Consider the following 24,411-nt stretch of genomic DNA (forward strand, 5'->3'; position numbering starts at 1 on the left):
GGCCCTCACGCGCGTGCTGCCGCCAATACGGGTGACGGGTCGTCAGCGGCCCAGGTACGTCAGGACCGCTCGCACGCGCCGGTGTTCTTCCGAGCTGGCTTCGAGACCGAGCTTGGAGAAGATGTTGCCGATGTGCTTTTCGACGGCACCGTGCGATACCACGAGCCGGTTGGCGATCGCCGTGTTCGACAACCCTTGCGCCATCAGGCCCAGCACTTCCGATTCGCGCGCGGTGAGCGCGTCGAGCGGGTTGCGGCGCCCGCGCGCCATCAGCTGCGCGATCACGTCCGGGTCGATCGCCGTGCCGCCGTTCGCAACGCGGCGCACCGCGTCGAGGAAGTCGGCGACGTCGGCGACGCGTTCCTTGAGCAGGTAACCGACCCCGCCGGCGCCGCCGGAGAGCAGCTCGACCGCATAGCTCTCCTCGACGTACTGGGAAAGCACCAGTACGGGCAGGCCGGGCACGGCGGTGCGCGCGGCGAGGGCGGCGCGCAGGCCTTCGTCGGTGAACGTGGGCGGCATGCGCACGTCGACGATCGCGAGGTCGGGCCGGTGTTCGGTGACCGCGCCGAGCAGGTCGTCCCCGTTGTCGACGGCGGCGACGGTCTCGATGCCCTCGTCGGCGAGCAGGCGCGTGACCCCCGCCCGCAGCAGCACGGCGTCTTCGGCGATCACTACTCGCATCAGGCCCCCAGGCTCGTGAGAGAAAGCTCCGGGGCTATTCACTCACGAGCGGGTCACCATTGGCACGGCAGGTCCGCCCGGATCACGGTCGGTCCGCCGACGGGGCTGACCACGGTGATCACGCCGTCGATGGTCGCGGCGCGGTCGGCGAGGCCCGCGAGCCCGCCGCCCGGACGCACCTCGGCGCCGCCGTGCCCGTTGTCAGTGATCTCGACGATCACGTGCGTTTCGCTGCGCCACACCTTCACGACGGCTTCGGTGGCGCCGGAGTGCTTGGCGATGTTGGTGAGCGTCTCGCCGACGATGAAGTACGCAGTGGTCTCCACCGCGGCCGGCGGGCGGGGCTCGACGTTCACGCTGACATCGACCGGAATCGGCGACTTCGCTGCCTGGGCCGAGAGCGCCGCGTCGAGGCCGCGGTCGCCGAGCACGGCGGGGTAGATGCCGCGGGCGAGGTCGCGCAGCTCGGAGACGGCGAGCTTGGCGTCGGCGTGGGCCTCGTCGATGAGGTCGCGTACGGCGGCGGGGTCGTTGTCGAACTTCGACTTCGCCCGGCCGAGGCTCATGGCGACGGCGACGAGCCGCTGCTGCGCGCCGTCGTGCAGGTCGCGCTCGATGCGCCGGCGCTCGGCCTCGGCCGCGTCGACGCCGCGGGCCCGCGACGCCTGCAGGTGCTCGGCCTTCTCTTCGAGCTTCTTCGTGCGGTTCGGACCCAGGAGGGACAGGGCGAGGTTGCCGTGGAGCCAGCCGAGCCACGGCGTCACCCAGATGGCCATCGGCAGCAGTACGATCGACGCGATCGCCACCGGCAGCTCCGCGACGGCCAGCGGGAACGCGATCATCAGGTACGCGAGGTCGCGCCACGTCGTCGGGTCGGTGAGGCGGGTGAGCCAGCGGCGCGTCATCGACTGGCCCTCGAGCGGCAGCCGCTCGACCTTCGTGAGCGGCGTCCGCAGCATCGTGCGCGCCCACCGGCGCTCCGCGTCGCCCGACCAGCGGACGAACGCCGTGGTCGCGAGCAGGATCGGGAACCCGACCCAGACCACGACCGTGCCGACGCCCACCGTCGCGCCCACCACGATGAGCACGAACTGGACCAGGCGGAACACGAAGCTCGTGATCATGTAGACGATCGTGCGCGCGGGGTTCGGCCGGGGATGGTCCGGCAGCTGCTGCTCCGTGGTCATCCGGTCACCGTGCTCGTCTCGTCGATTTCCTGCCACGAGCGCTCCATGCGCCGGCGCTGGGACACGGTCGGCCGCAGCAGAGCCACGGCGAGCCCGCCGTGCAACGCCGCCAGGCCCCTGGTCAACGCCACGGACAAGGCGGCGAACAGCACCCCCAGCGCCGCCCAGGGCAGCGCGGCCACCGTCGAGTCGACGGTGAGCCACCGCACATCGTATCCCGGGAAGTACCAGGCGCCCTCGGGCAGGAAGCGGTAGTAGATCGGCAGCGCGACCAAGCCCAGGCTCGTCGCCCAGAACGTCACGACCAGCACGAACTCGGCGAGACCGACCGGGAACAGCAGGAAGAAGTAGCTGAGGTCACGCCACGTGGCACCGTCCTTCAGTCGCCGGGTCCAGCGAGCCCGCTGCCCGGTCGGCGGCAACGGCAGGTACGGGCTGTCCACGTACGTGTCGAGCAGCGAAAACACCCGTGCGCGCTCCATCCGCCCGGCGCCCCGGGCCAGCAGGACGAGCAACCCCAGCAGCGGCACCCCCAGCCACACGACGAGCGTCCCGGCGCCGGCCGAGAGCAGCACCGTGATGAGGACGAACGACACGATGCCCAGGGGCAGGTTGAGCAGCAGAAACGCCAGCGCCCGACCCAACGGCGGGTGGCGCCTCCTCACGGCGGACACGGTGACCATGGCGGGGCTCCTTCTCCAAGCGAACGACCTGCTCAGCATCGCTTCGGGAGGCCCTCGCCTGAATGGGGCGCGCGGGCATGTTGCGGGTAGGGCCAGCCCCACCTCGCGCCGGCGGGCTCCGCGCCTCCGGGAATCAACCAGGTTGCCGCACGCGTTATGATGGTCAGGTTATGTAGCACCTACAAGGGGGTGAACGGTTTCGACTCTGGACGTTGAGTCAGGGGAAGCGTGTCGGTGCAGGCGAGAGACCACCGCAAGCGTCATCGCAAACCAATAAGCGCCAAGGCCAATAGCCAGCGCGACTTCGCTCTTGCTGCCTAAGTAGCAGAGTGAGTCTGTCGGCCCGGGATCGCCTCCGACCCGGTAGCCGGCATCAGCTAGGAGGCTCACCGCCAGTCCCGGCCACGGGTCCTGGTTGGGAAGCAAACAGTGGCTGGGCTCGTCACTTCAGCTTGTTCACGTGACTGAAGGGGCCAAGTAGAGACAGAGTGGACTGCACACGGAGAAGCCCTGTCAAGGCGCTAGAGGACCCGGGTTCAATTCCCGGCACCTCCACAAGAATGGCCGGCTCATGCTCACTGGGAGCGTGAGCCGGTTTTCTCGTGTCGGGTGTTTTCTGGGGGTGCGACCCCCAGACCCCGCCCGGGGGCGGGCCCCCGGACCCCCATCGGGTGGGTTGGGTTGCGTTGCCGGGTGTGGGTGGTGAGGGTGGGCCGAGGGCGCGGGTGGGGTGCGGTGGCGGGTGTGGGGGTCTGGGCCGTGCGGGGTGTTGTCGAGGTGGTCGGGGTGGTTGTCATGGTGGGGGCTGTGGCGGCGGGGTTGGGCATGGTCGTGGTTCGGGCGCGGCGGAGTGTGCGGCCGGGCGAAGAGCAGGTGCGGCGGCTGGCGGAGAGTCTGGACGGGCGCTCGGCGGTGTACCTGCGAATGGCCGAGTGTGGGTTGGCGCGGGCGGACGTCGAGCAGGTGGCGCGCAGCCGCGGGTACTTCGTGACCGTGCACCCGTCGATGAAGTACTACGAGTTCAGGTTGCTGCCCCCGCTGCGAAAGGTTTGAAACCGCGGCAGAGTGGGCGTACGGAGCAACCACCCTAAATCCGCGTCAAGTCAGCTTCCTGTCGAACCCCGGCGGGTGGTAAACCTCCGACCACGAAGCTCACCGGCGAGCGCGTGGTGTGGTCCGTACCTCGTCGGGAGTCCCGGAAGGCCGTGGGTGGTCTGAGAAAGGGAGTGCCAATGCGCCGTCGTCGGAGTCGGAGTCTCATCGTTCTGCTGGCCGTGGGGGTGGCGGCGGGGGTGGCGGTGCCCGCGGCCGGGGCCCAGCCTCAGCAAGGGGGCAAGCAGCCGGTCGCCGAGGGGTACGGCGGGGCGGTCGTGTCGGACACCGTCGAGTCCACGCAGGCGGGCATCGACGTCCTGCGCAAGGGCGGCACGGCGGCCGACGCCGCGGTCGCCGTGGCCTCGACGCTCGGGGTGACCGACCCGTACGTCGCCGGGCCTGGCGGTGGTGGGTACTTCGTCTACTACGACGCCAAGACCAAGCGCGTGTCCACCATCGACGGGCGCGAGACCACGCCGGCGGCCGACGGGTCCGACATGTTCGTCGATCCGGCCACCGGTAAGGCCTACGACTTCGAGACCGCCGTCGAGAGCGGCCGGTCTGTCGGCGTGCCCGGGATGCTCGCCACGTGGCAGCGCGCGCTGCAGCGCTGGGGCAAGTTCAGCCTCGCCGACAACCTCAAGCCCGCCGTGCAGGTGGCGGAGCGCGGCTTCGTGGTGAACCCCGAGTTCGCCTCCGAAACCGCGTCGGTCAAGGACAAGCTGTCGCACTTCGCGCCCAGCGCCGCGCTGTTCCTGCCGGGCGGCGAGGTGCCGAAGGTCGGCTCCGTGTTCCGCAACCCGGACCTCGCCGACACCTACCGCCAGATCAGCCGCCAGGGCATCGGCGCGTTCTACGGCGGTTCCGTCGGCCGCGACCTCGTCAAGACCGTGCAGAACCCGCCGCTCGCGAAGGGCGCGCCGATCAAGCCGATGTCCGGCCCGATGGAGCTGTCGGACCTGCGCGACTACCGCGCGCTCGACGGTTCGCCGACGCGCGTGAACTACCGCGGCTACGACGTCTACGGCATGGCCCCGTCGTCCAGCGGCGGCATCACCGTCGGGGAGTCGCTGAACATCCTGGGCAACTACAACCTGTCCAAGATGGACCGCACGCAGGCGCTGCACCACTACCTGGAGGCCAGCCGCCTCGCGTTCGCCGACCGCAACCGGTACATCGGCGACTCGCGGTACGTGAAGGTGCCGCAGCAGCAGCTGCTGTCGAAGCAGTTCGCGGCCACGCGCGCGTGCCAGATCGACCCGAACAAGGCCGGTCAGAGCCCCGTCGCGCCCGGTGACCCGTACTCCCACAAGGGCGGCTGCACCACCGCGCCCGCCGCGTCGTCCGACAGCAACGAGCAGCACACCAACCACTTCGTCGTCAGCGACAAGTGGGGCAACATCGTCTCCTACACCAACACGATCGAGCAGCTCGCCGGCAGCGGCATCACGGTCTCCGGCCGCGGTTTCCTGCTCAACAACGAGCTCACGGACTTCAACTTCACCCCCACCCAGGGCACCGCGCCCGACCCGAACCTGCCGGCCGGCGGCAAGCGTCCGCGCTCCAGCATGTCCCCGACAATCGTGCTCAAGGACGGCAAGCCCGTGCTCGCCGTCGGTTCCCCGGGCGGCGCCACGATCATCACGACCGTGCTGCAGGTTCTGGTCAACCGCCTCGACCTCGGGATGAGCCTGCCGGACGCGATCGCCGCGCCGCGTGCGTCGCAGCGCAACGCGAAGACGTCCGACGCGGAGCCGGCGTTCCTGGCGCTGCCCACCACGAAGGGGCTCGAAGCGCTGGGGCAGAGCTTCAGCCAGGTCAGTTCCATCGGTGTCGCAGCCGGGCTGGAGTTCAAGCCGGGCGGCAAGATCCTGGCGGCCGGTGAGCCCGTCCGCCGGGGCGGCACCTCGGCGATGGTGATCTCTTCGCACCGCTGATCCACTCGTCGAAAGGCCCGCTTCGCCAGCCCGGCGGAGCGGGCCTTTTCACTGCGGCTTCGTGCCGCCGATCCGGCTCGTCAGCTCCGTGGCCGTCTCCGCGACGGACGCCGCGAACTCCGGGAACGTCTCGTCGCACGGCCCGTCGTCCGGGCAGAGATGCCGCAGCGTCACGGAAATCGACGCCATCGGCCGCGCCCCGTGGTCGAACACGGGCGCCGCGACGGAGGCGAACCCGTCCGTCACGTGACCGTCCTCGACCGCCCAGCCCAGCCGCCGTTCCGCGGCCAGCGTCCTGCGCAGCGCGGCCAGCGAATCCGGTCCGCGCCGGGTCCGCAGCACAAACGACGCCGCCATCGGGAACAGCGCGCGGACGTGGGCGGCCGGCAGGTGGTTCAGGATCGCCCGTCCCGACGCCGTGAGCTGCCCGGGCAGCCGCACGCCGACGTCGGTGACCAGGGTTTCCGGCCGGGGCGGCCGTTCCTTGATCAGGTACAGCGACTCGTTCCCGTGCAGCACACCCAGGTGCGCGGTGTGCCCGACGCGGTCCACGAGCTTGCGCAGCAGCGGCGCGGCCAGCCGTTCGAGCGGGTCGTGGCGCAGGTACGCCGACCCGAGCTCGAACGCGGCGATCCCGAGGCCGTAGCGGCGTTCGGCCGGGAGGTGGACCACGAAACCGGCGGCGACGAGCTCGTTGAGCAGGTGGTACGTCGTCGACCGCGGCAGGTACAGGTCCCTGGCGACCGCCGCCGCGGACACCGGTCCGGCGTGGCCCGCGAGCAGCCGCAACACAGCGAGGCCGTTGCGCAGGGCGGGCACGTCCGAACTGCTCACCTCGCTCCTTTCGACCGGGTGGCACGAACGGGACACTCGTGCCACGCAGCGAAGCTCCAACCTCGCTGTGTCTTGGATACCAGACGCTACCGCCAACTCCGCACTCCCGCCGGGGCGCTGATCGTTGTTTCAATGGCTGACATGCCGGAACCAGTGCTCTTGGGCTCGAAGCCGATCACCGCGTCCGACGTCGTCGACGTCGTCCGCGGACACGCGCACGTCGGGCTCACCGAGGCGGCCGAGAAGAACCTCGCCGCCACCCGCCAGCACATCGAGGACCTCGCGCACGCGATCTCGCCCACGTATGGCGTCTCGACGGGCTTCGGTGCGCTCGCGACGCGCCACATCCCCGTGGAGAGCCGCACCGCGCTACAACGCAGCCTCATCCGCTCGCACGCCGCGGGCGCGGGGCCGGCGGTGGAGGCGGAGGTCGTGCGCTCGCTGATGCTGCTGCGCCTGCGCACGCTCGCGAGCGGTTACACCGGCGTGCGACCGGAGACGGCGCAAACGCTTGCGGCCCTGCTCAACGCGGGAATCACCCCCGTCGTCCACGAGTACGGCTCGCTCGGCTGCTCGGGTGACCTGGCGCCGCTGGCAGCCATCGCGCTCGCGTTGATGGGGGAGGGCGAGGTCGACCACGAGGGTGCGCGCAAGCCCGCGGCCGAGGCGCTGAAAGCGGCCGGCGTCACGCCCGTCGTGCTGGCCGAGAAGGAAGGCCTGGCGCTCACCAACGGCACCGACGGCATGCTCGGCATGCTGCTGCTCGCGGCCGCCGACCTGCACAACCTGCTGGACGTCGCGGACCTCACCGCGGCGATGAGCGTCGAGGCACTGCTCGGCACCGACCGGGCCTTCGCCGCCGACCTGCAGGCGCTGCGGCCGCACCCCGGCCAGGCCGTCAGCGCGGCGCGGATGTTCGCGGCGCTGCAGGGCTCGAAGATCGTCGAAAGCCACCGCGGGCCCGACTGCAACCGCGTGCAGGACGCGTACTCGCTGCGGTGCGCCCCGCAGGTCCACGGCGCCGCGCGGGACACGCTCACCCACGCCGAGCTCGTGGCCGACCGCGAGCTGCGGTCCGCTGTGGACAATCCCGTGGTGCTGGCCGACGGCCGCGTCGAGTCCAACGGCAACTTCCATGGCGCGCCCGTGGCGTACGTGCTCGACTTCCTCGCGATCCCGGTCGCCGACGTCGCCAGCATTGCCGAGCGGCGCACCGACCGGATGCTCGACAAAGCGCGGTCGGCCGGCCTGCCGCCGTTCCTCGCCCACGACCCGGGCGTGGACTCCGGGCACATGATCGCGCAGTACACGCAGGCCGCGGTGGTCAGCGAGCTGAAGCGGCTCGCGGTGCCGGCGTCGGTCGACTCCATCCCGAGCAGCGCGATGCAGGAGGACCACGTCTCCATGGGCTGGTCCGCGGCGCGCAAGCTGCGCAAGGCCGTCGACGGCCTGACCACGGTGCTGGCGGTCGAGCTGCTCACCGCCGCCCGTGCGCTCGACTTCCGCGCGCCGCTTGAACCGTCGCCGGTCACCGGCGCCGTGCGCGACCTGCTCCGCACGAAGGTCGAGGGCCCGGGCCCCGACCGGCACCTGGCGCCCGAGATCGCGGCCGCCGAAGAACTCGTCCGCTCCGGCGCCGTCCTGGCCGCCGCCCGTCTGGAGGTCTGAGAATGTCTCGCACCGTCCGTGCCGCCCGCGGCACGCAGCTCACCGCGAAGTCGTGGCAGACCGAGGCCGCGCTGCGGATGTTCCACAACAACCTCGACCCCGAGGTCGCCGAGCGGCCCGAGGACCTGGTCGTCTACGGCGGCACCGGCAAGGCCGCCCGCAACTGGCCGAGCTTCGACGCGATCAGCCGTGAACTGACCATTTTGGACAACGACGAGACGCTGCTCGTGCAGTCGGGCAAGCCCGTGGGCGTGTTCCGCACGCACGAGTGGGCGCCCCGGGTGCTGATCGCGAACTCGAACCTGGTCGGCGACTGGGCGACCTGGCCCGAGTTCCGCCGCCTGGAGCAGCAGGGCCTCACGATGTACGGCCAGATGACGGCCGGTTCGTGGATCTACATCGGCACGCAGGGCATCCTGCAGGGCACCTACGAGACGTTCGCCGCCGTCGCGAAGAAGAAGTTCGGCGGCAGCCTGCGCGGCACGCTCACCGTGACCGCGGGTCTCGGCGGCATGGGCGGCGCGCAGCCGCTCGCGGTGACCATGAACGACGGCGTGGCGCTCGTCGTCGAATGCGACCCGCAGCGCGCGCACCGCCGCGTCGAGACGCGTTACCTCGACGAGGTGGCCGACGACCTCGACGACGCCATCAAGCGCGTCACCACCGCGAAGAAGGAGCGCCGGCCGCTGTCGGTGGCCGTGGTCGGCAACGCCGCCGAGGTGCTGCCGGAGCTGCTGCGCCGCGGCGTCGAGGTCGACATCGTCACCGACCAGACTTCCGCGCACGACCCGCTGTCGTACCTGCCCAAGGGTGTCAGCGTGGACGACTGGCACGACTACGCGGCCAAGAAGCCCGACGAGTTCACCGACCGCTCGCGCGAGTCCATGGCCGACCACGTGACCGCCATGCTCGGCTTCCTCGACGCCGGCGCCGAGGTCTTCGACTACGGCAACTCCCTGCGCGGTGAGGCCAAGCTCGGCGGCTGCGAGCGCGCGTTCGACTTCCCCGGCTTCGTGCCCGCCTACATCCGCCCCCTGTTCTGCGAGGGCAACGGCCCGTTCCGCTGGGCGGCGCTCTCGGGCGACCCCGAGGACATCGCGGCCACCGACCGCGCGATGCTGGAGCTGTTCCCGGAGAACGAGTCCCTGGCCCGCTGGATCAAGATGGCCGGCGAGCGCGTGGCGTTCCAGGGCCTGCCGGCGCGGATCTGCTGGCTCGGCTACGGCGAGCGCCACCTTGCGGGCCTGCGGTTCAACGAGATGGTGGCCAGCGGCGAGCTCAAGGCGCCCGTGGTGATCGGGCGCGACCACCTCGACTCCGGCAGTGTCGCCTCGCCGTACCGCGAGACCGAGGCCATGGCCGACGGCTCCGACGCGATCGCCGACTGGCCGCTGCTCAACGCGCTGGTCAACACCGCGTCGGGTGCGAGCTGGGTGTCGATCCACCACGGTGGTGGTGTCGGCATGGGCCGCTCGATCCACGCGGGCCAGGTCAGCGTCGCCGACGGCACGGCACTGGCCGCGCAGAAGCTCGAGCGCGTGCTCACGAACGACCCGGGCGTGGGCGTGATCCGCCACGTCGACGCCGGGTACGACCACGCCGCCGAGGTCGCCGACGAGCGTGGCGTGCGGATTCCGATGCGGGACAACGCGTGAGCACTACCGGATTGCTCGGCGAGATCGCCGACGTCGGGCGCGACGCGAAGCGCGGCGGCTACTCGCGGCACGCGTTCGACGCGCCGGAGCACGACCTGCGCACGTGGTTCGTCGAACGCGCGCAGCGGCTGGGCCTGGACGTCGAGACCGACCGCAACGGCAACCTCTGGGCCTGGTGGGGCGCGCCGGGGCCGGACGCCGTGGTGACCGGCAGCCACCTCGACTCGGTGCCGGGCGGCGGCGCGTTCGACGGCCCGCTCGGCGTGACGAGTGCGCTGGCGGCCGTGGAAGCGTTGCAGGACAAGGGGTTCCGTCCGGCCAAGCCGTTCGCGGTGGTCGTGTTCGCCGAGGAGGAGGGTGGCCGGTTCGGCGTGCCGTGTCTCGGCTCGCGGTTGATGACCGGCACGATCGACGCCGGCAAGGCGCGAGCGCTGCGCGACCCCGACGGCGTCACGTTCTGGGAAGCGGCCGCGAAGTCCGGCCTCGACGTGGACCGGATCGGCGCGGAGCCGGAGCGACTGGGGCTCATCGGCCGGTTCCTGGAGCTGCACGTGGAGCAGGGCCGCGGCCTGATCGACCTCGGTTCGGCGGTGGCGGTCGGCAGCACGGTGATCGCCCACGGGCGGTGGCGGTTCTCGTTCGCCGGCCGGGGAAACCACGCCGGCGCGACGTTGATCGCCGACCGCGTGGACCCGATGCTGCCCGCGGCCGAGACTGTCGTGGCGGTGCGGCGACTGGCGAAGACGCGGGCGGACGCGCGGGCGACCGTCGGCCGGCTCGTGCCGACGCCGGGTGGCACCAACGTCATCGCGTCCACTGTGGACCTGTGGCTCGACGCGCGCGTACCGGGCACGGTGACGCCGGAGCTCGTCGAGGACATCTCGCAGGTGGCTCGGGCCGCGGCGGAGGCGGAGGGCTGCTCGCTGACCGTCACGCGCGAGTCGTACTCCGACGACGTCGTGTTCGACGAGAAGCTGAGGCGTGACCTCGGGGGATGGCTCGGCGGGGTGCCTGAGCTGCCGACCGGCGCGGGCCACGACGCCGCGATCCTGGCCGGGTTCGTGCCCGCCGGGATGCTGTACGTGCGCAACCCCACCGGCATCAGCCACTCGCCGGAGGAGTTCGCCGAGACCGACGACGTGGAGGCCGGCGCGCGGGCGCTCGCCGAGGTGCTGGAGCGGCTGGCGGCATGACCACGTACTGGTGCGAACGGGCCTGGCTGCCCGGCGGGATCGCCGAGGCCGTGCTGCTCGTGGTGCGCGACGGGCGGATCACGTCGGTCACGCCGGGCACGCGGAGGTCCGGGACCGTCCTGGCCGGGCTCACGCTGCCCGGGTTCGCCAACGGGCACTCGCACGCGTTCCACCGGGCGTTGCGGGGCCGGACGCACCACGAGCGCGGCACGTTCTGGACGTGGCGCGAGCGGATGTACTCGCTGGCGGCGCGGCTCGATCCGGAGGCGTACTACCGGCTCGCGCGCGGGGTCTACGCGGAGATGGTGCTCGGCGGGTACACGAGCGTCGGCGAGTTCCACTACCTGCACCACGCGCCGGGCGGGAAGCCATACGCGTCGCCGAACGCGATGGGCGACGCGTTGCGGCAAGCCGCGCGAGACGCGGGGATCAGGCTGACGCTGCTCGACACGTGTTACCTCTCGGGCGGGATCGACGTGCCGCCGGACGAGGTGCAGCAGCGGTTTTCCGACGGCTCGGCCGAGAAGTGGGCTTCGCGGGTGGCGTCGCTGACGGAAGACGAGCTGTTCCGTGTCGGTGGAGCCATCCACTCGGTGCGGGCGGTGCCGGCCGGCGATTTGTCGACCGTGAACGAGGGTGTGCCCGGCGATCGGCCGTTGCACATCCACCTCTCCGAGCAGCGGGCGGAAAACGAGCAATGCGAGGCGGCGTACGGCTGGACGCCGACCGGGTTGCTGCAGGAGCACGGCGTGCTGGGTGAGCGGCTGGTCGCCGTCCACGCGACGCACCTGACCGACCAGGACGTGAAGTGGCTGGGTGACGCGCGGTCCGCCGCGTGCTTCTGCCCGACGACCGAGCGCGACCTCGGCGACGGCATCGGCCCCGCGCGGCGGCTGCTCGACGCGGGCGTGCGGCTGGGTGTCGGCAGCGACAGCAACGCGGTGGTCGACGCGTTCGAGGAGACCCGAGCGCTGGAGCTGGACGACCGCTTGGCCAGCGAGGAACGCGGCCGCTTCACCGCCGACGAACTGCTGGCGGCGGGGACCGATCACGCGTCCGTCGGGTGGCCGGAGGTGGGCCTGCTGGCCGTCGGTGCCGGGGCGGATCTGGTGACGGTGGCACTGGATTCCGTGCGGACGGCGGGGATCGAGCCGTCCGGAGTGGTGTTCGCGGCGGGAGCCGCGGACGTGCGGCACGTCGTGGTGGCGGGTCGCGAGGTGGTGCGCGACGGCGCGCACCTGCTCGTGGAGCGACCGGAGGCCGTACTGGCCGAGGAGATCGAGGCGCTGTGGCAGTTCTGATCACGGGAATCGGTGAGCTCACCACCAACGACCCCGAGCTGGGCCAGCTGCACGATGCGGCGCTCGTGCTCGACGGTGGTGTCGTCGCGTGGGCCGGGCCGGCCGCGCAGGCGCCGGTGGCCGACGAGCGCGTGGACGTCGAGGGGCGGGCGGTGCTGCCCGGCTGGGTCGACAGCCACACGCACCTGGTGTTCGCGGGTGACCGCACGGCCGAGTTCGAAGCGCGGATGGCCGGAAAGCCTTACACCGCGGGCGGAATCGCCGTCACGGTCGGGGCGACGCGGGAGGCTTCCGACGAGCAGCTGGCGGCGAACCTGCGCCGGCACGTCGAGGAGGCGGCCGCGCAGGGCACCACCTGCCTGGAGACCAAGACCGGGTACGGGCTGACCGTGGCCGACGAGGCGCGCTCGGCGCGGATCGCGGCGATGGTGGCCGACGAGGTCACCTACCTCGGCGCGCACCTCGTGCCGCCGGGCGCCGACGCGGAGTCCTATGTGGACCTCGTGTGCGGCGAGATGCTGGAGGCGGTGGCGCCGCACGTGCGGTGGGCCGACGTGTTCTGCGAGACCGGGGCGTTCGACGAGGCCCAGTCGGCGCGGGTGCTCAAGGCGGCGGCGGAGCGTGGCCTGGGGTTGCGGGTGCACGGCAACCAGCTCGGCGAGGGTCCTGGCGTGCGGCTCGCGGTGGAGCTGGGTGCGGCGAGCGTGGACCACTGCACGTACCTGAGTGAGGAGGACGTCGAGGCGCTGGCGGCGTCGCACACGGTGGCGACGCTGCTGCCGGCGTGCGATTTGTCGACAAGGCAACCGCTGGCTCCGGCGCGGCGGCTGCTCGACGCGGGCGCGACGGTCGCGTTGGCCAGCAACGCGAATCCTGGCAGCTCGTACACGACGTCGATGGCGTTCTGCGTGACCACGGCCGTGCTGCAGATGCGCATGACGGTGGCGGAAGCCGTGTGGTCGGCCACCGCCGGGGGCGCGCGGGCGCTGCGGCGCTACGACGTCGGCTACCTGCGGCCGGGCGCGCGGGCCGACGTGCACGTGCTCGACGCGCCTTCGGTGACGCACCTGGCCTACCGGCCGGGCGTGCCGCTCACGCACTCGGTGTGGCGGCGGGGTGAGCGGATGGCGTGAAACCTCAGCGGTGTGCTGACAGGTGTGCGAGCAGGAGCGGGTTGACGCGGTCGGCCGCTTCCTCCGGCAGCCAGTGGCCGGCGTCCTCGAAGATCTCGAAGCGGTAGGCGGCGTCCACGAACTCCGCGGTGTTCGTGGCGGCCGTGCGGCCGAGCTTGGTGTCCTGGGCGCCCCACACGTAGAGCGTGGGCACGGTGATGCGGCCGGCGGGGACGGTGAACTCGTCGTCGGTGGCGCCGCGGTACCAGTTGAGCGTCGCGGTGAGAGCGCCCGGCTCGGCGAGGCGGGCGACGTTGCGCTCGACCTGGTGCTCCGGGACGCGGCCCGCGTAGGCCGCCCGCAGGCGCGCCGCGCCGTCCGCCAGCATCGACGCCTCGGCGACCCCGCCGGGCGCGCGGAAGAAGCGCACGTAGTCGAGGTCGTGGTTCTGCTGGTCTTCGTCCTGCGCTGCCTGCTTCAGGGCTCCGGGGTGCGGAGTGGAGAGTACGGTGAGCGACTTGAGCCGCTCGGGGTGCCGCGTGGCGAGCACCCAGGCGACCATGCCGCCCCAGTCATGGGCAACGAGGTGGAAACGCCTCGGTGCCCCTGCAGCGGCCGGGGCACCGGCCGCTTCGGCGCTCGCGATGCCGCCGGTGGCGGCGAGCGTGTCCGCAAAGGACAGTGCGTCGGTCACGAGGTTGTCGATGGAGTAGTGCTCGACGCCGGTCGGGCGCGCTTCGCGGGCGTAACCGCGCTGGTCGACGGCGAGGGCGTGGTAGCCGGCGTCACCGAGGGCGTGGAGTTCGGCGGTCCACGATTCGGCGAACTCGGGCCAGCCGTGGAGCAGCAGGACGGGTTCGCCGTCGTCCGGGCCGGTGGCGAGGCCGGTGTGCCGGTGGTTGCCGATTTGCAGCGTCGCCTCGCGCAGCCCGGTCACCGGTGCGCTCGCACGGGCGTGGAGTGGAGGTGTGTGACGCGGGTGCCCTGGTCGTTCACGCTCCCCACCGTAGGCCATGATGATCATGGAACGCCAGTGCGAGCGGGGGCACGGTCGCTGCCCTCAAGGGCGAGCGGTGCGGCCGCGGGTGAAGGCGAGCCCGGCCGCGGCCACCAGGCAGCAGAGCCAGGCGAACCAGTCGCCGAACCGGCTGTAGAGCGTGTCGCCCGTGCCGAGGGGGACGTCGGCGACGGCGACGGCCATGGGGGCCGCGCCGGTGCGGGCCTGGGCGAGGATGTGGCCGCGCGGGTCGCTCAGGAGCGACGTGCCGCGGGCGGCGCTCCAGGCCACGGACACACCGTGCTCGACGCCGCGGAGCAGGGCGGTGCGGCTGTGCTGCCAGCCGTCGACGTCCTCGTCGGAGGCGGGAATCAGCACCAGGCCGGTGCCGGCGCGGGCGTAGTCGCGGGTGGGCGACGGGACGTTGACGTCCATGCAGACCTCGAGCCCGATGGGCTGTTCCGCGAGGTGGGCGAGGTCGTGGCCGGAGGCGAGAGGCGAGAAACCGTTGCGCCACTTGCGGTATTCAACTGTCGGGCCGGCCGGGGGCACGTCGAGGGCGGTGTTGTCGGCCTCGTGACCAGCGTCCGTCACGATCGCGCCGGTCACGACTTGGAGGTTCTTGGCCCGGGCGACGGCGGCCAACGGCCCGGTGACGCCCGCCAGCCGAGCGCGGTCGGTGCCGAACGCGGCCTCCGGCAGCACGGCGACGCGGACGTCGGCCGGCAACGCCGTGAGAGCGTCCACATAGGACTGGAGAACCTGTTGGCCGGCAGGAGTGTCCGGGTCCGCCGCCCACGCCGGCACGCTGCGAGCCACGGTGGCGACGCGCACCTGGCCCACCGCAGCCGAAGCGGACGTGGCACCGAACGCCAACGCGCCGCCGACCGCCCCGGCCGTCACCACGATGATGCCGACCCGCGCCGACGCCCGGACGCCGGGCGCGAGCACCGCGGCGAGTGCGGCCGGCACCAGCAGCACGAGGTACTCCACACCCCACCCGCCGAGCACCGACGCGAGGCGCAGCACGTCGGGCTGGTCGCCCTGGCTGGTCGTGAACGTCCCCATCACGCCGAACGGGCTGGCCACCGAAACGCCGTACAGCACCGCGGTCCAGACCGCTGGCGCCGCGGCGGTCGCGAGCACTGGCCGGCCCACCCGCACGAGCCGGCGGAAGAGCGCCACCGTCGCCGCGAACAGCACCGGCGACCCCAGCAGGATCGCGAGCGCGGCGGGCACCGGCACCGTCTGCGAGTTCAGGAAGTAGTGCCAGCTGCCGGCGCTTCCGCCCAGGTAGGCGAGGAACGCCGCCACGCTCGCCACCCACGCGCTCGTGCGCGGCGCCAAGAGAAACACGGGCAGCGGCACCAGCCATGCCAGCACGGCGACTGGTTCGAACCCCAGCCCGAAGTGGATGAGCACCCCGGACGCGACGGTGGCGGCCGCCGCCCAGCCGAGATGGCGTCGAGTCGAACGGGAAACGCTTGCCGTGGCGGTCATCCGGACGGCCCCTCTCGTGGTGGGACCACCACCGTCGCAGCCGAACGCCGCCGAAGCACTGGGCTGGACCGGAGTATCCGAGGTAGGGCTGGCACCACCCAAAGCTCCTAATTCCGACATCAAGAATTAACGGTGCAAACACGGATTCACCGAACCTGGCTAGTCGATTGGTTGATCACCAGGTGAACGCGGGAATTGGACTTGCCCGGCCTTGCCCTCGTTTACGCAGAGTTCAACCAGAGGCCACTCGTACGAGATTAGGCGTCGCTCGGTTGATGGGTAGCTTCTAAACAGCACGACCACCGAGCTGGAGAAACGCCCATGGACTTTTCCCTCATTGTCCTGGTGGTGATCGTCGCGGCACTCGCCTTCGACTTCACCAACGGGTTCCACGACACGGCCAACGCCATGGCCACTTCCATTGCCACGGGAGCCCTCAAGCCCAGAATCGCCGTCGCCATTTCGGCCGTGCTGAACCTGGTCGGGGCGTTCCTGTCGATCGAGGTCGCGAAAACGATTTCCGGCGGCATCGTCGACGACACGAAGGTCACCCCGGTGGTGATTTTCGCGGGGCTGGTCGGCGCCATCATCTGGAACCTCGTGACGTGGCTCGTCGGCCTGCCTTCGAGTTCTTCGCACGCGTTGTTCGGCGGTCTGATCGGCGCGACGTGGATCGCGTCGGGCGCGGACGCCGTGCACTTCGGCAAGGTCGTCGAGAAGGTGCTGATCCCCGCGGTCGCGTCGCCGATCGTGGCCGGGATCGTGGCACTCGTCGGCACGTTCCTGACCTACCGCATCACGGAGAAGGCCAAGGAAGGCGTGGTGGGCAAGGGTTTCAAGACCGGTCAGGTCCTCTCGGCCAGCCTCGTCTCGCTCGCCCACGGCACCAACGACGCGCAGAAGACCATGGGTGTCATCACGCTGACGCTCATCGCCGGCGGCACGCTCGCGCCGGGCTCGAACCCGCCGCTGTGGGTCATCGGGGCGTGCGGCCTCGCGATCGCGGCCGGTACGTACCTCGGCGGCTGGCGCATCATCCAGACCATGGGCAAGAAGCTCACCGAGATCCAGACGCCGCAGGGCTTCGCCGCGGAGACCAGCTCCGCAGCCGTGATCCTGGCGTCGTCGCACCTCGGCTTCGCGCTGTCGACGACCCACGTCACCTCGGGCGGCATCATCGGCTCGGGCCTCGGCCGCAAGCTCGCGGAGGTCCGCTGGGGCGTCGCGGGCAAGATGGTCATCGCCTGGGTGCTCACGCTGCCGGCGGCAGCCGTCGTCGGCGCCATCGCGGCGGCGGTCTCGACCCGCGGCAGCTGGGGCACGATCCTCATCGGCGCCGTCGGGGTGCTCGTGGCGCTGGGCATCTGGCTCGCGTCGCGCCGCAACCCGGTGAGCGCCAACACCATCAACGACGAGCCGGACGCCGCCAAGGCCACTCCGGTCGCGGCCTGAGGGAGCGGACATGGACATCGACTGGGGTGCCCTCGGCACCGTCTTCGTCGTCGCACTGGCCGCGGCCGTGGTGCTCACGGTGCTGTTCGCCTACGGCATCCGCGGGCTTTCGGCGCGCGAATCCGCCCGGGAACAAGGCGGCTCGGGCGTCGCGGCGTTCACGGGTTCCATCGTGTGCTTCGCCGTGTGCGCGGCGGTGGTCGCGTACGGGATCTACTTGATCGCGGCCTGAGCGCGGCCGCGTAGTTCGTCCGGAAGCTCGTCGAGCAGCGGCAACACCGCTTCTCGGCGAGCTTTTCCCATATTGGTCAACACGTCGAGCGCCGGTTCCCACAGCGATTCGTCGGCGCCGGCCGCGCGGATCAGCCGCGGCAGCCGTCCTTCGGGCAGCAGGCCCATCACGTGGTCGATGCGCGTTTTGTCGTCCAGCACGTACGCGGTGCGCAGGAGCGCGGCGTCTTCGAGCACGGCGAGGCTGCGCCGCACGGTCGGGTCCGGCAGGTGCCCGACGAACCGCCCGAGCGTGATCCAGTCCTCCCGCCGCGTGAGCTCCGCGGCCACCGCGACCACGGTGTCGAGCGGGATGCGCGTGATGATCGACGTCGCACGCCGCGGGTCCAGCTCCGCCGCCACCGACGCGAGGAACTTCGGCGGCAGCCGCTTCGCAACGTCCACGCCGCGCGAGACGTCCACCAGCCCGGCGATCCGCGCGCACAGCAGTGGTCCGAACACCTTCTCGGCGATCTTCGCGACCACGGGCGCGGGCAGCAGCCGGCTGGCGAGCGCCATGCGTTCGAGCACGACGAGGTTCGCGTCGAACAGCGTGGTCTTGACCTGTTCGCGGAACAGCTGCAGGTCGGCGACGTCCACGTCGGCGAGGTAGGCCAGCCGTTCGGGTTCGACGTCGAGCACGCGCGCGAGCTTGAGGATCTCCGGGTTCACAGCCCGACCGCCTTGCGGACAGCGCCGCGCAGGAGCGCCGGCACGTACTTCAACCCTTCCTCACCCGCCTGGGCGAGGGCTTTGGCCTGCCGGTGCCGGGCGTCGCGCAACGCGGCGGCGAGGTCCTGCCGCGCGTCTTCGGGCAGGGCTTCGATGCCCTCGGGCAGGGGGCCGCCGAGCTGCTCGGCGAGTGTGCGCTCAGCCATGGTCAGCCATCATGCCTCAGCGGTTGACTTTCGACAGTGGTGACCGCCGTCGCGGGCCTTGTAGCGTCAGGTCCCATGAAGGAGGTGACCAGGCGCAGGTGGCGAGTGGTGCTCGACGTCCTGCTCTGGGTCTTCCTGTCCGGCGTCGTCGCGATCGACGCCACGAACAACCCCAACCCGTGGGAGCTGATCTTCGGGCTGGCCGCCACAACGGTGTCGGTCGCCGCGTGGCGCCGGCTGCCGACGGTGTCGCTGATCGTCACGATGGCCACGGCCGTGGTGGTGGCGTTCGGCTGGGGCGGGCGAGTGGCCGTGTGGGAGGTCTTCCTCATGGTCACCGTGGGGTACCTCGCCGGTCTCCGGATGACGCAGGTGCGTGTGGCCGTGCTCACGTGCTCGGCGATCGCGCTCGCGGGGCTGCCCGTGGCGTTCGTGCTGCCCTCGGCCGGGTTCGGCGCGTGGGGCGCGATGCTCGGGGTGCTCGCGTTCGCGGGGGTCGCGCCGTGGCTGCTGGGGCGCCACGTACGGCTGCGGCGCGAGCTGGCCCGCGCGGGGTGGCGGCGGGCGGAGGAGATGGAGAGCCGCCAGCAGCTCGTCGCCGACCAGGCCCGGCTGCGGGAACGCGCGCGGATCGCCAGTGACATGCACGATTCCCTGGGCCACGAGCTGAGCCTCATCGCCGTGCGTGCGGCGGCTCTCGAAGTGGCGGGTGGTCTCGACGACACGCAACGCGCCGCGGCGGGCGACCTGCGCGCCAACGCGGCGACGGCGACCGAGCGGCTGCGCGAGATCATCGGCGTGCTGCGCGAGGACGCGGCGCCGATCGAGCCCGTGCAGGGTGACCTGGGGGAGCTGCTGGAGCGGGCCCGCGCGTCGGGGCTGCTGATCGAGTCGCAAGTGGACAGTCTCGAGGCGGCACCGCCGATGGTCGCCCGGGCGGCGTACCGCGTGGTGCAGGAGGCGGTGACGAACGTCGCGAAACACGCGCCGGGCGCGGCCGTGACCGTACGGGTGCTCAGCTCGCCGGCGAGCACCGAGATCCGGGTGGTGAACGCGCGGCCGCCCGCGGGTCCGTTGCCGGGGGCGTCGGGCAAGCGGGGGCTGATCGGGCTGCGCGAACGCGTCCGGCTGGTCGGGGGTGCGCTGCGGGCGGGGCCCGATGCGGGCGGCGGCTTCGAGGTCGTGGCCACGCTGCCGCACGACGCCGCTCCGGGGCCCGCTTCCGAGGCCGACGCCGACGTCGAGCAGTCCGAGTCGGCGCGCGAGTGGGAACTGGCACGGCGGGACGTGCGGCGCAGCCTGGTGCAGGCGATCGTGATCCCGCTGGCGTTGTTCGGCGTGGTGATCGGCGGCAGCGGGGTGGCGTTCCTCGTGCAGTGGTACGGCTCGGAGGTGTCGATGGGGGTCTACCAGCAGATCAGGCTGGGGGCGACGCGGGAGTCGATCGCGCCGCTGTTGCCTTCGCAGCAACGGCTGTCGAAACCGCAGTACGGCGAGCCGCCGAAGCCCGCCGGGAGCACGTGCGAGTACTACGGCACTTCGCGCAGCTGGTGGAACGTGCGTTACGCCGCGATCAGGCTCTGCTTCGAGGGCGACCGGCTCGTGACGAAGGATCTCTACAGTGAGGACGAACCGTGATCCGGGTGCTGCTGGCCGACGACGAGGCCATGATCCGCGCGGGCGTCGCGGCGATCCTGGCGGCCGACGCCGGCATCGAGGTCGTCGCGGAAGCCGCCGACGGCCGTGAAGCCGTGGCCCAGGCCCTGGCCACCCGGCCCGACGTGGTGCTGCTCGACATCCGCATGCCGGTCCTCGACGGCCTCGCCGCGGGCGCCGAGATCCGCCGCGTGCTGCCGGACGCCGGCGTGATCATCCTGACGACCTTCGGTGAAGACGCCTACATCGAACGCGCCCTGGGCTTCGGCGCCAGCGGCTTCCTGCTGAAGGCCGGCGACCCCCGCGAACTGCTGTCGGGCATCCACGCCGTCGCGGACGGCGCCGCGTTCCTCTCCCCGAAGGTCGCGTCCCGCGTCATCGCCCGCCTCTCCGGCGGCGCCCTCACCCGCGGCGCGGCGGCCCGCGACCGCATCGCCGCCCTGACGACCCGCGAACGCGAAGTCCTCACACACCTCGCGACGGGCCTGTCCAACGCCGACATCGCCTCACGCATGTTCGTCGTCGAAGGCACTGTCAAAGCTCACGTCAGCACCATCCTCACGCGCCTGGGCGCCCGCAACCGCGTCCAGGCCGCGATCACGGCTTACGAGGCCGGCCTGGTCGGCGGCGAAGCGGAGTAAGCCGAGCCGCCGATCTCCGGACCACCCCAATGTGGCGTTGGTTGCGCTTCGCCACCCCGCGGCCGCCGGCCGACAGCGAGACAAGAGGCCCGCGCCGCACCGCGCACAGGTCGGCCGACGCGCCGGCCGCGCTGCGCAATGGCCGCTGGTGTGCGTGGGAACCCGCGTGTCACGGGTGGTCGGCGGCAGCGCTGGTTCGGGGCAGGCGTGGCGGCTGCCAGTCGTTGATCCAGTTCTCCGCCCGAGCCATCGCCGACGGCGGGGCCAGCCGCAGTAGCGCGGTGCGCACGGCGGCCCCGACCGGGTTGCGCAACAGCGGACCCAGCGAGCCCGCGCGGATCGACGTTCGCCAGACGCGCTGGCTGCGCGAGCGGCGCAGGGCGTCGTAGTCGCGTAGGCCGGAGGCCACGTCGGAAGTCCCGGCCAGGCAGGCGGCCAGCACGATCGCGTCCTCGATGCCCTGGCAGCCGCCCTGGCCCAGGTAGGGCGGCATGGCGTGGGCGGCGTCGCCGAGGAGGGCGAGGTGGTGGTGGGCGTAGGAGGGCAGCGGCGTGGCCAGGTGGCGCAGGTCGCGGTGCAGGACTTCGGGTGAGGAGGCGATCAGCGTGCGCCACAAGGGGTACCGCGAAAGCAGGTAGGCGCGCGGGTCGGCGTGGCGGATGCCTTCCGGGCGGGCCTCGGCGATCCACCAGTAGACGCGGCCGTCGCGCAGGGGGAGAGCGCCGATTTCGGTGCCGCGGCCCCACTGGAGGCTCAGCTCGGCGCCGGGCAGTTCGGCGACGCCGCGGAAGGCCGTGCCGCGGCTGTAGACCACGCGCGTGTGCGGGTAGAGCGAGGTGCGGATCGGGCTGTGAATGCCGTCGGCGGCGACCACCAGGTCTGCGCGGACGGTGCCGGAAGCGTGCGTGACCAGGCCGTCCGGGGTTGCGGACAGCACGTCGACCCCCGTGTGCAGGCTCGATGCAGGCAACTCGGCGGACAGCGCGGTGATCAAGTCCGCACGGTGTATCGCGGCGAGTGGCAGTCCGTAGCGCTGCACGTACGCGTCCTGGCTCCACGTCGCCAGCCGGCGGCCGTGCGGGTCGAGCACGGTGCCGTCGCGTTGGGGCTGCAGCGGCGCGTCGACGCCGAGCTCCGCCAGTGCCCGCTGCGCGTTGGGCCAGATCGAGATCCCCGCGCCGATGGCCGAGAACTCCGGCGCCCGCTCGTACACCGTCACCCGCCAGCCGGTGCGGTGCAGCCCCACGGCCGCGCTCAGCCCCACGATGCCCCCGCCGATCACGACCGCGTGCCGTTGCTCCATGACCGTCTCCTCTACGTTTGTAGAGTACTCTACACCTGTAGTGTGCTGATCGTGGAGAGGATTTCGGCGATCGGCGACGCGGCCATCGAGGTGATCGCGGCCGACGGCATGCGCGGGCTCACCCACCGGGCCGTCGACCGGGCCGCGGGGCTGCCGGCGGGCTCGACGTCGTACTACGCCCGCACGCGCGCCGCGCTGCTGGAGCTCGCGATCAAGCGCATGGTGGAGCTCGACCAGTCGGACATCGACCCGGCCGCGCAGGACATCGCCGAAGTGCTCGCCTCGACGGTCCACGCCGCCATCACCGTCGGCCGCTCCCGAATGCTCGCCCGTTACGAGTTCGCCCTCGAAGCCACCCGCCGCCCGGAGCTGCGTGCGGCCTACGACGCCGGCGGCCTCGAAATCCGCGAGCTCTGCGTCGCGCTTCTCGGCGCCGCCGGCTCCACGAATCCCCAGCGTCACGCTCGCGTGCTCCTCAACTGGCTCGACGGCTCGATCTTCGACGCTCTCGCCGGCACCGGGTCGACGAATCCGCCCGATCGGGAAGAGCTCGCCGAGGGGGCCCGCGCCGTCCTCAATGGACTCGGCATTCCCAGCACGCAGTGAAGGGGCCCCTCGCAAGAGGCCCCTCCACGAAACGCAAAACCCGATCAGGCGTCACGCCGCTTCAGCACCGAAGTGCCGAGGAACAGCCCCGCCGCCGCCCACACCAGACAGATCAGCACGCCCACCCACGGCGAGTACGGCGAAACCCCACGCACCAACGGATTCGTCTCACCGGCCGGCACCATCCCGTTGATCCCCGCGAACGCCGGGAAGTAGTTCATGATCTCCGGCGCCACATAAGCGGAAAGCAGCATCGGCAACGGCAGCAGCAGCACCATCGTCACCACGATCGTCCCCGCCGCGCTGCGCAACGCGAACCCGATGCCCGCGCACAGCACCCCCAGCAGCGCGAAGTACGCCCCCATGCCCGCGGCCGCCGCGAACCCGTCGCCGAACGTGGTCGTCAGCGCCGCGCCCGGCATCAGCACCGCCGCGGTCGCCATGCCGAGCAGCGCCGCCACCACGCCGTACGCGAACAGCACCGGCACCAGCACGGCCGCCTTCGCCAGCGCCAACGTCGAGCGCACCGGCACCCACTGCAGCGTCGAGCGGATGCTGCCGCTGGCGTACTCGCTCGTGACGAACAGCGTGGCCACCGCGATCACGCAGAACTCGGTGAGGTAGATCGAGCCGTTGACCACGATGTCGTGCGGGCCCTGCGGCGGACTGGTGTCCCCAAGCCGTTGTGACAGCCCGGAAACGCCGCTGTAGAGCAGCATCAGCAGCACGCCGCCGGCGAGGCTCCACCACGTGCTGCGCACCGACCAGAACTTCGTCCACTCCGACGCGACGGCCCCCGAAAGCCCGCCGCCCGCGCGTACCTGCGTGGTCGTCATGCCGTCACCCCGTATTCCACCGACGAAGCGGTCAGTTCCATGTACGCCTGCTCCAGCGAAGCCGCCCGCTCGCCGAGGCCGTGCAGCCGCACGCCCAGCTCGTGGGCGAGATCGCCGACTTCGCCGACCCCGGCGCCGGTCACCACCAGCTCGTCGGCCTCGCCGGGGTCCACCGCGGCACCGCGTGTGAGCAGGTGCCGGGCGAGCGTGTCGCGCTCGACGGGCGTGGGCACGCGCACCGAGACCGAGCTGAGCGAGTTGCCGGCGATGAACTCGTCGACGGGCGCGTCGGCCAGCAGTTTTCCCTTGCCGATGACCACGAGGTGGTCGGCCGTCAGCTGCATCTCGCTCATCAGGTGGCTCGACACGAACACCGTGCGCCCCTCCTCGGCGAGCGAGCGCATGAGCTGGCGCACCCAGCGCACGCCGTCGGGGTCGAGGCCGTTCACGGGCTCGTCGAACATCAGCACGCCGGGATCGCCGAGCAGCGCGCCCGCGATTCCCAGCCGCTGTCCCATGCCGAGCGAGAACTGGCCCGCCCGCTTGCCGGCGACGTCGGTGAGCCCGACTGTCGCCAGCACCTCCTCGACGCGTGACGCCGGAATGCCGTTGCTGCGCGCCATCGCGAGCAGGTGGCGCCCGGCGCTACGGCCCGGGTGCAGTGCCTTCGCTTCGAGCAACGCGCCGACCTCGCGCAGCGGGTGCTTGAGCTCGGCGTACGGCTTGCCGTTCACCAGCACGCTGCCCGCCGTGGGCCGGTCGAGGCCCACCGTCATGCGCATGGTCGTCGACTTGCCCGATCCGTTCGGCCCGAGGAACCCGGTGACGCTGCCTGGTGCGACGACGCACGTGAGCCCGTCGACGACCGTCTTCTCCCCGTAGCGCTTCGTCAATCCGCGAAGCGTGATCATGTGCCCTCCCAT

Annotated in this window: 23 protein-coding genes and 1 other RNA gene; 13 read left to right on the forward strand and 11 right to left on the reverse strand. The window is 71.6% G+C overall.

Translation table 11 applies throughout. The features are described from left to right. Positions 1-42: 42 nt before the first annotated feature. From ACQPXB_RS06895 to ACQPXB_RS06905, 3 genes are read right to left on the reverse strand one after another with little or no spacing between them, the layout of a single operon-like run. The gene (locus ACQPXB_RS06895) at positions 43-684 is read right to left on the reverse strand and encodes a response regulator transcription factor (protein WP_366584517.1); all 642 of its coding nucleotides are present in this window, start codon (positions 682-684) and stop codon (positions 43-45) included. 53 nt (positions 685-737) lie between these two features. Further along, positions 738-1,871, reverse strand: a complete 1,134-nt coding sequence (locus ACQPXB_RS06900; RefSeq protein ID WP_432850185.1) for a sensor histidine kinase — start codon at positions 1,869-1,871, stop codon at positions 738-740. Continuing rightward, entirely contained in the window at positions 1,868-2,554 is a 687-nt protein-coding gene (locus ACQPXB_RS06905; protein ID WP_366584513.1) for a sensor domain-containing protein, read from the reverse strand. Before ACQPXB_RS06905 ends, ACQPXB_RS06900 begins: the two co-directional genes overlap by 4 nt. Positions 2,555-2,739: 185 nt before the next feature. Between ACQPXB_RS06905 and ssrA the strand changes: the two genes are divergently transcribed. From ssrA to ggt, 3 genes are all read left to right on the forward strand, one after another. Beyond that, positions 2,740-3,112: a transfer-messenger RNA gene (ssrA, locus tag ACQPXB_RS06910) on the forward strand. A gap of 237 nt (positions 3,113-3,349) precedes the next feature. Next, positions 3,350-3,607, forward strand: coding sequence for a hypothetical protein (locus tag ACQPXB_RS06915; RefSeq protein WP_366584511.1), 258 nt, complete (start codon positions 3,350-3,352; stop codon positions 3,605-3,607). Positions 3,608-3,786: 179 nt separating this feature from the next. Next, positions 3,787-5,586, forward strand: a complete 1,800-nt coding sequence (gene ggt, locus ACQPXB_RS06920) for a gamma-glutamyltransferase (RefSeq protein WP_366584509.1) — start codon at positions 3,787-3,789, stop codon at positions 5,584-5,586. A 48-nt stretch (positions 5,587-5,634) separates the two neighbouring features. Here the strand turns inward: ggt and ACQPXB_RS06925 are convergent, their stop codons facing one another. Further along, positions 5,635-6,420 (reverse strand): IclR family transcriptional regulator, encoded by a 786-nt coding sequence (locus ACQPXB_RS06925; RefSeq protein WP_432850188.1) that lies wholly within the window; start codon positions 6,418-6,420, stop codon positions 5,635-5,637. 141 nt (positions 6,421-6,561) lie between these two features. Between ACQPXB_RS06925 and hutH the strand changes: the two genes are divergently transcribed. From hutH to hutI, 5 genes are read left to right on the forward strand one after another with little or no spacing between them, the layout of a single operon-like run. Further along, complete coding sequence (gene hutH, locus ACQPXB_RS06930; RefSeq protein WP_432850190.1) at positions 6,562-8,088, forward strand: histidine ammonia-lyase; 1,527 nt, start codon at positions 6,562-6,564, stop codon at positions 8,086-8,088. 2 nt (positions 8,089-8,090) lie between these two features. Continuing rightward, positions 8,091-9,743, forward strand: coding sequence for a urocanate hydratase (hutU, locus tag ACQPXB_RS06935; protein ID WP_432850192.1), 1,653 nt, complete (start codon positions 8,091-8,093; stop codon positions 9,741-9,743). Further along, complete coding sequence (locus tag ACQPXB_RS06940; protein WP_432850194.1) at positions 9,740-10,936, forward strand: allantoate amidohydrolase; 1,197 nt, start codon at positions 9,740-9,742, stop codon at positions 10,934-10,936. The genes hutU and ACQPXB_RS06940 overlap by 4 nt, the downstream gene beginning before the upstream one ends. After that, on the forward strand, positions 10,933-12,237 hold the full coding sequence (locus ACQPXB_RS06945; RefSeq protein ID WP_432850196.1) for a formimidoylglutamate deiminase: 1,305 nt from the start codon (positions 10,933-10,935) through the stop codon (positions 12,235-12,237). The genes ACQPXB_RS06940 and ACQPXB_RS06945 overlap by 4 nt, the downstream gene beginning before the upstream one ends. Continuing rightward, positions 12,225-13,370 carry an imidazolonepropionase gene (gene hutI / locus ACQPXB_RS06950; RefSeq protein ID WP_432850198.1) on the forward strand — a complete coding sequence of 382 codons (1,146 nt, stop codon included), beginning with the start codon at positions 12,225-12,227 and terminating at the stop codon, positions 13,368-13,370. Before ACQPXB_RS06945 ends, hutI begins: the two co-directional genes overlap by 13 nt. A 4-nt stretch (positions 13,371-13,374) precedes the next feature. Here hutI and ACQPXB_RS06955 read toward each other — a convergent pair whose 3' ends face one another. Together ACQPXB_RS06955 and ACQPXB_RS06960 are read right to left on the reverse strand one after the other, a co-directional pair. Next, positions 13,375-14,286, reverse strand: coding sequence for an alpha/beta fold hydrolase (locus ACQPXB_RS06955; RefSeq protein ID WP_432850200.1), 912 nt, complete (start codon positions 14,284-14,286; stop codon positions 13,375-13,377). A gap of 123 nt (positions 14,287-14,409) precedes the next feature. Next, positions 14,410-15,846, reverse strand: coding sequence for a nitrilase-related carbon-nitrogen hydrolase (locus ACQPXB_RS06960; protein ID WP_432850202.1), 1,437 nt, complete (start codon positions 15,844-15,846; stop codon positions 14,410-14,412). 321 nt (positions 15,847-16,167) lie between these two features. Between ACQPXB_RS06960 and ACQPXB_RS06965 the strand changes: the two genes are divergently transcribed. Next, a complete protein-coding gene (locus tag ACQPXB_RS06965) occupies positions 16,168-17,298 on the forward strand; it encodes an anion permease (RefSeq protein ID WP_432850204.1) in 1,131 nt (376 codons plus the stop codon). 10 nt (positions 17,299-17,308) lie between these two features. After that, positions 17,309-17,530 carry a hypothetical protein gene (locus ACQPXB_RS06970; protein ID WP_366584489.1) on the forward strand — a complete coding sequence of 74 codons (222 nt, stop codon included), beginning with the start codon at positions 17,309-17,311 and terminating at the stop codon, positions 17,528-17,530. Here the strand turns inward: ACQPXB_RS06970 and ACQPXB_RS06975 are convergent. Both ACQPXB_RS06975 and ACQPXB_RS06980 read right to left on the reverse strand, forming a co-directional pair. Continuing rightward, a complete protein-coding gene (locus ACQPXB_RS06975; protein WP_432850206.1) occupies positions 17,512-18,240 on the reverse strand; it encodes a hypothetical protein in 729 nt (242 codons plus the stop codon). The two genes, ACQPXB_RS06970 and ACQPXB_RS06975, sit on opposite strands and share 19 nt — an antisense overlap. Then, on the reverse strand, positions 18,237-18,446 hold the full coding sequence (locus tag ACQPXB_RS06980; protein ID WP_366584485.1) for a hypothetical protein: 210 nt from the start codon (positions 18,444-18,446) through the stop codon (positions 18,237-18,239). Before ACQPXB_RS06980 ends, ACQPXB_RS06975 begins: the two co-directional genes overlap by 4 nt. A gap of 75 nt (positions 18,447-18,521) precedes the next feature. On the opposite strand from ACQPXB_RS06980, the gene ACQPXB_RS06985 reads away from it, so the two are divergent. Continuing rightward, positions 18,522-20,084 (forward strand): sensor histidine kinase, encoded by a 1,563-nt coding sequence (locus ACQPXB_RS06985; RefSeq protein ID WP_432850209.1) that lies wholly within the window; start codon positions 18,522-18,524, stop codon positions 20,082-20,084. Then, positions 20,081-20,743, forward strand: coding sequence for a response regulator (locus ACQPXB_RS06990; RefSeq protein ID WP_432850211.1), 663 nt, complete (start codon positions 20,081-20,083; stop codon positions 20,741-20,743). The genes ACQPXB_RS06985 and ACQPXB_RS06990 overlap by 4 nt, the downstream gene beginning before the upstream one ends. Before the next feature lie 169 nt (positions 20,744-20,912). Here ACQPXB_RS06990 and ACQPXB_RS06995 read toward each other — a convergent pair whose 3' ends face one another. Continuing rightward, positions 20,913-22,046, reverse strand: a complete 1,134-nt coding sequence (locus ACQPXB_RS06995) for an FAD-dependent oxidoreductase (protein WP_432850213.1) — start codon at positions 22,044-22,046, stop codon at positions 20,913-20,915. A gap of 108 nt (positions 22,047-22,154) precedes the next feature. Here ACQPXB_RS06995 and ACQPXB_RS07000 point away from each other — a divergent pair, with 108 nt between their 5' ends. Next, positions 22,155-22,652, forward strand: a complete 498-nt coding sequence (locus tag ACQPXB_RS07000) for a TetR/AcrR family transcriptional regulator (protein ID WP_432856474.1) — start codon at positions 22,155-22,157, stop codon at positions 22,650-22,652. A gap of 44 nt (positions 22,653-22,696) precedes the next feature. Here the strand turns inward: ACQPXB_RS07000 and ACQPXB_RS07005 are convergent, their stop codons facing one another. Together ACQPXB_RS07005 and ACQPXB_RS07010 are read right to left on the reverse strand one after the other, a co-directional pair. Then, on the reverse strand, positions 22,697-23,488 hold the full coding sequence (locus ACQPXB_RS07005) for an ABC transporter permease (protein ID WP_432850215.1): 792 nt from the start codon (positions 23,486-23,488) through the stop codon (positions 22,697-22,699). Beyond that, the gene (locus ACQPXB_RS07010; protein ID WP_432850217.1) at positions 23,485-24,399 is read right to left on the reverse strand and encodes an ATP-binding cassette domain-containing protein; all 915 of its coding nucleotides are present in this window, start codon (positions 24,397-24,399) and stop codon (positions 23,485-23,487) included. The genes ACQPXB_RS07005 and ACQPXB_RS07010 overlap by 4 nt, the downstream gene beginning before the upstream one ends. Between the last annotated feature and the right edge of the window lie 12 nt (positions 24,400-24,411).

It is taken from the genome of Amycolatopsis sp. CA-161197 (assembly GCF_050942255.1).
Classification (GTDB): domain Bacteria; phylum Actinomycetota; class Actinomycetes; order Mycobacteriales; family Pseudonocardiaceae; genus Amycolatopsis.

Bases quoted from the DNA above. Each gene is read 5' to 3' on its own strand.
- ACQPXB_RS06970 (WP_366584489.1), top strand. From the start codon at position 17,309: ATGGACATCGACTGGGGTGCCCTCGGCACCGTCTTCGTCGTCGCACTG.
- ACQPXB_RS06960 (WP_432850202.1), bottom strand. From the start codon at position 15,846: ATGACCGCCACGGCAAGCGTTTCCCGTTCGACTCGACGCCATCTCGGC.
- hutU (WP_432850192.1), top strand. From the start codon at position 8,091: ATGTCTCGCACCGTCCGTGCCGCCCGCGGCACGCAGCTCACCGCGAAG.
- ACQPXB_RS06945 (WP_432850196.1), top strand. From the start codon at position 10,933: ATGACCACGTACTGGTGCGAACGGGCCTGGCTGCCCGGCGGGATCGCC.
- hutH (WP_432850190.1), top strand. From the start codon at position 6,562: ATGCCGGAACCAGTGCTCTTGGGCTCGAAGCCGATCACCGCGTCCGAC.
- ACQPXB_RS06985 (WP_432850209.1), top strand. From the start codon at position 18,522: ATGAAGGAGGTGACCAGGCGCAGGTGGCGAGTGGTGCTCGACGTCCTG.
- ACQPXB_RS06905 (WP_366584513.1), bottom strand. From the start codon at position 2,554: ATGGTCACCGTGTCCGCCGTGAGGAGGCGCCACCCGCCGTTGGGTCGG.
- ACQPXB_RS07000 (WP_432856474.1), top strand. From the start codon at position 22,155: ATGCGCGGGCTCACCCACCGGGCCGTCGACCGGGCCGCGGGGCTGCCG.
- ACQPXB_RS06995 (WP_432850213.1), bottom strand. From the start codon at position 22,046: ATGGAGCAACGGCACGCGGTCGTGATCGGCGGGGGCATCGTGGGGCTG.
- ACQPXB_RS07010 (WP_432850217.1), bottom strand. From the start codon at position 24,399: ATGATCACGCTTCGCGGATTGACGAAGCGCTACGGGGAGAAGACGGTC.
- ACQPXB_RS06965 (WP_432850204.1), top strand. From the start codon at position 16,168: ATGGACTTTTCCCTCATTGTCCTGGTGGTGATCGTCGCGGCACTCGCC.
- ACQPXB_RS06895 (WP_366584517.1), bottom strand. From the start codon at position 684: ATGCGAGTAGTGATCGCCGAAGACGCCGTGCTGCTGCGGGCGGGGGTC.
- ACQPXB_RS07005 (WP_432850215.1), bottom strand. From the start codon at position 23,488: ATGACGACCACGCAGGTACGCGCGGGCGGCGGGCTTTCGGGGGCCGTC.
- ACQPXB_RS06900 (WP_432850185.1), bottom strand. From the start codon at position 1,871: ATGACCACGGAGCAGCAGCTGCCGGACCATCCCCGGCCGAACCCCGCG.
- ACQPXB_RS06915 (WP_366584511.1), top strand. From the start codon at position 3,350: ATGGTGGGGGCTGTGGCGGCGGGGTTGGGCATGGTCGTGGTTCGGGCG.
- ggt (WP_366584509.1), top strand. From the start codon at position 3,787: ATGCGCCGTCGTCGGAGTCGGAGTCTCATCGTTCTGCTGGCCGTGGGG.
- ACQPXB_RS06980 (WP_366584485.1), bottom strand. From the start codon at position 18,446: ATGGCTGAGCGCACACTCGCCGAGCAGCTCGGCGGCCCCCTGCCCGAG.